Raw genomic sequence first — 6,498 nt, forward strand, 5'->3', positions numbered from 1 at the left:
TCCGCTCTGTGGTGGATCGGCTCCGCCACCGGATGCCCTGGATCCACGTGGCCCGCCCGCCATTTGACGGGAATGACCATATTTTCTGCTGTGGTCCGACTTCTTCGCGACGTTACCGGAGCCTGGGTCGGACTCCGAGTACCGCAGTGCCAACGCGCACATGTGTCGCTCCGGCCGCCACCGCTTCCTCAAGATCCGAGCTCATCCCCGCCGAGACCATGTTCGCAGCAGGATGCGCCGCGCGCAGGCGGGATGAGATTTCCATCAGCCGGTCGAAGGCCGCCCGCGGCCGCCCCGCGAAGGGGCCGGTCAGCGGCGCGACGGTCATCAGCCCGTCGAGCCGCAGCCCTTCGGCCTCGACCACCGACTCGGCCAGCTGATCCACTCCGTCCGGTCCGACGCCGCCGCGCGCTCCCCGCTCACCGGAGTCCGCGTCGAGCGCGACCTGAATCAGGACGCCCATCTCACGAGCGGCTCCCACCGCCGCACCGGAGAGCGCGTCGACCAATCGCTTGCGATCGACGGATTGCACCACATCCGCATAACTGGAAACGGAACGCACCTTATTGGTCTGCAATTGTCCGACAAAGTGCCACATCAACGGCAGATCGGCGCATTCCGCGGCTTTAGGGGCGGCCTCCTGATCGCGGTTCTCGGCGACATGCCGGACCCCGAGTTCCGCCAGCAAACGGACATCGCTCGCGGGGTACGTCTTGGTGACCACGATCAGGGTCACCTCTTCGCGCTTGCGACCGGCCGAGGCGCAGGCAGCGGAGATACGTTCCTCCACCTGGGCCAGGTTCGCGGCCAGTTCCGTCTTGCGATCCGTCACAGCTCAGCCGTCCAACCAGACATAGCTCGCGAGCCGCCCCGTCGTGCGCTCGCGCCGGTACGAGAAGTGGTCCGCCGATTCCAGCGTGCAGATGTGAGATTGTCCATCCATCTCGACGCCGAAGCGGGCGAGTTGGGCGCGCACCCCGGCCGCCACGTCCACCGCCGGGGTGCCCCAGCCGGTCTCGGCCCACGCCTCGGGCACCGTCTCGGCGACCGATCCACGCATCGCCGCCGGAACCTCGTAGCAACGGCCGCAGACCGAGGGGCCGGTGCGGGCGACCATACGGGCCGGGTCGGCGCCCCGCGCGGTCATCGCCTCGACCACCGCCGGAACCACCCCGGCGACGAGCCCCGGCCGCCCGGCATGAGCGGCCCCGGCGACCCCGGCCACCGGATCGGCCAGCAGCACCGGAGTGCAGTCGGCGGTGAGGACGGCGAGGGCGAGCCCCCGACACGTCGTCACCACCGCGTCGACCGCGGGGATCTCCTCATCGCTCCAGGGGCCGTCGACCACGGCGACATCCCGGCCGTGCACCTGGTTCATCCAGACGACCGCCGCCGGGTCGAGCCCCAGCGCCTTGGCCGCCAGTTCACGGTTGGTCAGTACGGCCTGGGGGTCGTCGCCGACCGCGCCGCCGAGGTTGAGCTCGTCGTACGGAGCGGCGCTCACCCCGCCCCACCGGTCGGTGAAGGCGAAATGGGCGCCGCTCGCGTCGTGCTGTTGCGCTATCACTTCTGGATCGCTTCAGGGTCGTCGCCCCGCCGGGCCGGGCGGCTCACTTCAGGAAGTCCGGGACGTCCAGCTCCTCGGCCTGGCTCTCCGGGTACGGACGGGCCGGGGGAACCTGGGGGTGCGGGGTGGACACCGGGGGCGGCATCTCGGCGACGGGGGCGGGGTCCGCCGGAGCGGACTCCTCCTCGCGCGGGGTGACGCTGCCGAGGCCGCCGAAGGACGGGCGCCCGGCCTCCGGGGTGGACGGGCGGCTCGACGAGCTCCCGGACCCCTCCTCGCGACCGCCGCCGCTGTACGAACCGAGCACCTTGTCGCGGTTCTTCGGGGGCGGCTGGCCGCCGTCGAAGCCCGCCGCGATCACGGTGACCCGGACCTCGTCGCCGAGCGCGTCGTCGATCACCGCGCCGAAGATGATGTTCGCCTCGGGGTGGGCGGCCTCGCTCACCAGCTGGGCGGCCTCGTTGATCTCGAACAGACCGAGGTCGGAGCCGCCGGAGATGGAGAGCAGTACGCCCCGGGCGCCGTCGATGGACGCCTCCAGCAGCGGCGAGGAGATCGCCATCTCGGCGGCGGCCACCGCGCGGTCGTCGCCGCGCGCCGAGCCGATGCCCATGAGCGCCGAGCCCGCCTCGGACATCACGGACTTGACGTCCGCGAAGTCGAGGTTGATCAGACCCGGGGTGGTGATCAGGTCGGTGATGCCCTGAACGCCCGACAGCAGCACCTGGTCCGCTGACTTGAACGCATCGAGCACGCTCACCTGACGGTCCGAAATGGACAGCAGCCGGTCGTTCGGGATCACGATGAGGGTGTCGACCTCGTCGCGCAGACCCGCGATGCCGTCCTCCGCCTGATTGGCGCGGCGGCGGCCCTCGAAAGTGAACGGACGGGTGACCACACCGATCGTCAGTGCGCCCAGGGAACGCGCGATATTCGCGACCACCGGGGCGCCGCCGGTCCCCGTGCCGCCGCCCTCGCCCGCCGTCACGAAGACCATGTCGGCCCCCTTGAGGACCTCCTCGATCTCCTCGCGGTGGTCCTCTGCGGCCTTCCGGCCGACGTCGGGGTTGGCGCCGGCGCCGAGTCCACGGGTGAGCTCGCGGCCGACGTCCAGTTTGACGTCGGCGTCACTCATCAGCAGGGCCTGCGCATCGGTGTTGATCGCGATGAACTCGACGCCCTTGAGCCCGACCTCGATCATCCGGTTGATGGCATTCACGCCACCGCCGCCGATGCCGACGACCTTGATGACTGCGAGGTAGTTCTGCGGTGCTGCCACGTCGAAGGCCTCTCGCCTCGAGTTACGTGTCGTCACCCCGCCTTGCCGCGGTGCGCCGACTGATGCCGAATGGGACGGTTCCGATTGCCGACCCCAACCCTAACGCTGAAGTTTAGGGTTACCAGTGCCTCTGTTTCCCGGACTCTTCGGAACAGGACAGTAAGTCGACAAGTGTCGCGCGTTCAATGAACACGCCGAACCTCCCGCTTTTCTTTTCACCCTATGTGATCACCCAGTGGGCTAGCCAACCAGGGTGCTGGCCTGCCACTATCACGTCAACTGCGAGACACCGCGGGGGCGCTCGGCGCGCTGACGTCGAAGTGATCCGCGCGCGGCTGCGCTTTCATCAGCGCGATGAGCGTCTTCGCCTTCGCCTCACCGCGCTCGCCGCTCCCCCATGCGATGGTACGGCCACCGGTCAACTCAAGGGTGATCGAGTCGTACGAGCGGACGCGGACGGAACGGGTGTCCGCGCGGATCTTCGCCGGGAGTTGGGTGACCACCCGGACGGCCTCCCGGCGCAGCCGGGCCGCGCCGAAATGGCGCGAACTCGGCGACCGGTCCTGCTCCATTTCCAGCAGCGGAACGCCCTTCGGACGCTTGGTGTCGGTGGCGAACCGGACGCCGTCCGCGTCCACTTCGCGGAACTTCCCGCCCTCTCCGACAATCGCTTCGGGCTTGCGTTCCGTCACATCCAGACTGATGGTGTGCGGCCATGACCGGGATACGTCCACTTTCGCTATCCGCGGCAGCCGCTCGCGCAGCCGGTGTTCGATGGCTCCGATGTCCACCGCCACCAGCGGGGTGTCCAGCGGGACGGCCGCCGCGTCGCGCACCTCCTCGGGGGTGAGGACGGCGGTGCCGGCGACCGTGACCCGCTCGGACCGCAGCCAGCTCGAACCGTAGAGCAGCCAGACGGCGCCGGCGCCGAGCAGGGTCACCGCCACCGCGATCATCACCAGGGTGCGGCGGCCGGGCAGCCGGAGCCCCCGGCGCGCCGTGAGGAGGCGCGGGGGCGGGCCGGACGGCGACGTCCCTCGTGTACCGCGCTCGGCGGTCGACGGTCCGGCCACGCTCCCTGCCTTCTCACGCCTGGCGGCGTGCCGCGATTGCCTCGTACACCATGCCGACCAGCAGCTCGTCGGCGTCCCGGCGGCCGAAGTCGGCGGCCCGCCGGGACATCTCGTACAGCCGGTGCGGATCGCCGAGCACCGGCAGCACATTGCTCTGCACCCACTCGGGGCTCAGCTCGGCGTCGTCGACCAGCAGTCCGCCGCCCGCCTTGACGAGCGGCTGGGCGTTGAGCCGCTGCTCGCCGTTGCCGATGGGCAGGGGGACGTAGGCGGCCGGGAGACCGACGGCGGACAGCTCGGCGACGGTCATCGCGCCCGCGCGGCAGAGCATCATGTCGGCCGCGGCGTACGCGAGGTCCATCCGGTCCACGTACGGTACCGGGATATAGGGCGGCATACCGGGCATGTTGTCCACATGCGGCAGTTCGTTTTTCGGCCCGACCGCGTGGAGCACCTGGATTCCGGCGCGCTGCAGGAACGGGGCGACCGCCTGGATCACCTCGTTGAGCCGGCGGGCGCCCTGCGAGCCGCCGGAGACCAGCAGCGTCGGCAGATTGGGGTCGAGGCCGAAGGCCGCGCGCGCCTCGGGCCGGACGGCCGCCCGGTCGAGGGTGGCGATGGAGCGGCGCAGCGGGATGCCGACGTAGTGGGCGTTGCGGAGCTTGCTGTCCGGGGTGGAGACCGCGACGTACTTGGCGTAGCGGGAGCCGATCTTGTTGGCGAGACCGGGGCGGGCGTTGGCCTCGTGGACGACGATCGGCACCCCGAGCCGCTTGGCGGCCAGATAGCCGGGCAGCGCCACATAGCCACCGAAGCCGACCACACAGTCGGCCTTGGTGCGCTCCAGGATCTGCTCGGCGGCCTTGATCGTGCCGCGCAGCCGCCCGGGGACGGTGATCAGTTCGGGGGTGGGCTTACGCGGCAGCGGCACGGCTGGAATGAGCCCGAGTTCATAGCCGCGCTCGGGCACGAGCCGGGTCTCGAGCCCGCGCTCCGTGCCGAGCGCCGTGATCCCCACGGTCGGGTCCTGCCTGCGCAGGGCGTCCGCGAGGGCGAGCGCGGGCTCGATGTGGCCGGCGGTCCCCCCACCGGCGAGTACGACATGCACCGAAATTCACCGCTCTCCGGACGGCCGCTTCTTGACGGGCCGTCTCATCGTCTTCCGTCTCACCCGAGCCAGCTTCTTCCGCAAAGCAGGCTGCCGCATGGCCAGCGCCGCCCGCGCGGCGGGCTCTGCCCGTGCGAAGGCGATCAGCAGGCCGACGGCGAACATGGTCGGCAGCAGGGCGGACCCTCCGTAGGAGAACAGCGGGAGCGGAACCCCGGCGATCGGCAGCAGACCGAGCACCGCGCCGATATTGACCACGGCCTGGGCCGTGATCCAGGTGGTCACGCCTCCCGCGGCATACCTCACGAAGGGGTCCTCCGTGCGTCCGGCCACGCGGATACCCGCATAGCCTAGAGCCGCGAAGAGTACGAGGACCGACAGCGTCCCCGCCAGGCCGAGTTCCTCCCCGGTAATGGCGAAGATGAAGTCAGTGTGCGGTTCGGGTAGTTCGCCCCATTTCTCCATCGATGCACCGAGTCCGGAGCCGAACCATCCGCCGTTGGCGAGGGCGTAGATCCCATGGACCGCCTGCCAGCACTGATCATGGGCGCCGGGCTCGGTGGCGCCGATGCAGGCGAGCCGGGACATCCGGTTCGCGCTGGTCTTGATGAGCAGCACGCCGATCACCCCGGCGAAGGCGAGCACGCCCGCGAAGAGCCGGGTGGGGGCACCGGCCAGCCACAGCAGGCCGAAAAGAATCGCCGTGAGAATGATCGCGGTGCCCATGTCACCGCCCAGCATGATCAGGCCGAGCAGCATCGCCGTCGCGGGCACCAGCGGCACCAGCAGATGCTTCCACTGGGCCAGCAGCCGCTTGTCCTGCTTGCGCGCCAGCAGATCGGCGCCCCACAGGACGAGCGCGAGCTTGCCGAACTCGCTGGGCTGCAGGAGGAACGGGCCGCCGAAGGAGATCCAGTTCCGGTTGCCGTTGACCGCGATCCCCAGCCCGGGCACCTGGACCAGGCACATCAAAAAGACCGACACCGCCAGCAGCGGATAGGCGAAGGCGCGGTGCAGCTTGATCGGCATCCGCACGGCGAGCAGCGTCAGGGCGCCGCCGAGCGCCGCGGCGAAGAGCTGTTTGCGGAAGAAGTACGACGGGGCGAGCCCCGACTGGAGCGCCTTGATCTGGGAGGCGGAGTAGACCATCACCAGACCGAGCACCAGGATCAGCAGCGCGCCGCCGAGGATCAGGTAGTACGCGGTGAGCGGCCGGTCCCAGGCCCGCCGGACGCGCTGCTGCGGCCCGCGCAGCGCATCGAGGAGCGTACCCCGCGACGGGCCGCTCTCAGGGCGGGAGACGCCCGCACCGCACCGCGGGCGCGCGAGAGCCGCCGCCCGCCCTCCGGCGCGCGCGACCGCCCGCACCCGCGGGGCCGACAAGCGCTGCTACGTTCCCCGTGAAAGCCGGTGCGAGAGCCCGACCACAGGGATGCCGATGACGGCGGGAGGGGCAGCGTGAGGCGCATGA

6 protein-coding genes are annotated in these 6,498 nt (G+C 70.4%); all 6 read right to left on the reverse strand.

From position 1 onward, the window contains the following. Window positions 1–112: 112 nt before the first annotated feature. The gene (locus ABZS71_RS32715; protein WP_356215848.1) at window positions 113–832 is read right to left on the reverse strand and encodes a YggS family pyridoxal phosphate-dependent enzyme; all 720 of its coding nucleotides are present in this window, start codon (window positions 830–832) and stop codon (window positions 113–115) included. Between the two features lie 3 nt (window positions 833–835). After that, window positions 836–1,567: a peptidoglycan editing factor PgeF gene (pgeF, locus tag ABZS71_RS32720; RefSeq protein WP_356215852.1), complete on the reverse strand. Its 732-nt coding sequence runs from the start codon at window positions 1,565–1,567 to the stop codon at window positions 836–838. A gap of 43 nt (window positions 1,568–1,610) precedes the next feature. Further along, window positions 1,611–2,846, reverse strand: coding sequence for a cell division protein FtsZ (gene ftsZ, locus ABZS71_RS32725; RefSeq protein WP_356215855.1), 1,236 nt, complete (start codon window positions 2,844–2,846; stop codon window positions 1,611–1,613). Window positions 2,847–3,121: 275 nt separating this feature from the next. Further along, a complete protein-coding gene (locus tag ABZS71_RS32730; RefSeq protein WP_356215858.1) occupies window positions 3,122–3,919 on the reverse strand; it encodes an FtsQ-type POTRA domain-containing protein in 798 nt (265 codons plus the stop codon). 13 nt (window positions 3,920–3,932) lie between these two features. Beyond that, window positions 3,933–5,027, reverse strand: a complete 1,095-nt coding sequence (gene murG / locus ABZS71_RS32735; protein WP_355852462.1) for an undecaprenyldiphospho-muramoylpentapeptide beta-N-acetylglucosaminyltransferase — start codon at window positions 5,025–5,027, stop codon at window positions 3,933–3,935. A 6-nt stretch (window positions 5,028–5,033) separates the two neighbouring features. Further along, the gene (gene ftsW / locus ABZS71_RS32740; protein WP_356215861.1) at window positions 5,034–6,410 is read right to left on the reverse strand and encodes a putative lipid II flippase FtsW; all 1,377 of its coding nucleotides are present in this window, start codon (window positions 6,408–6,410) and stop codon (window positions 5,034–5,036) included. Window positions 6,411–6,498 lie beyond the last annotated feature (88 nt).

The organism is Streptomyces sp. NPDC005393, assembly GCF_040606675.1.
Classification (GTDB): domain Bacteria; phylum Actinomycetota; class Actinomycetes; order Streptomycetales; family Streptomycetaceae; genus Streptomyces.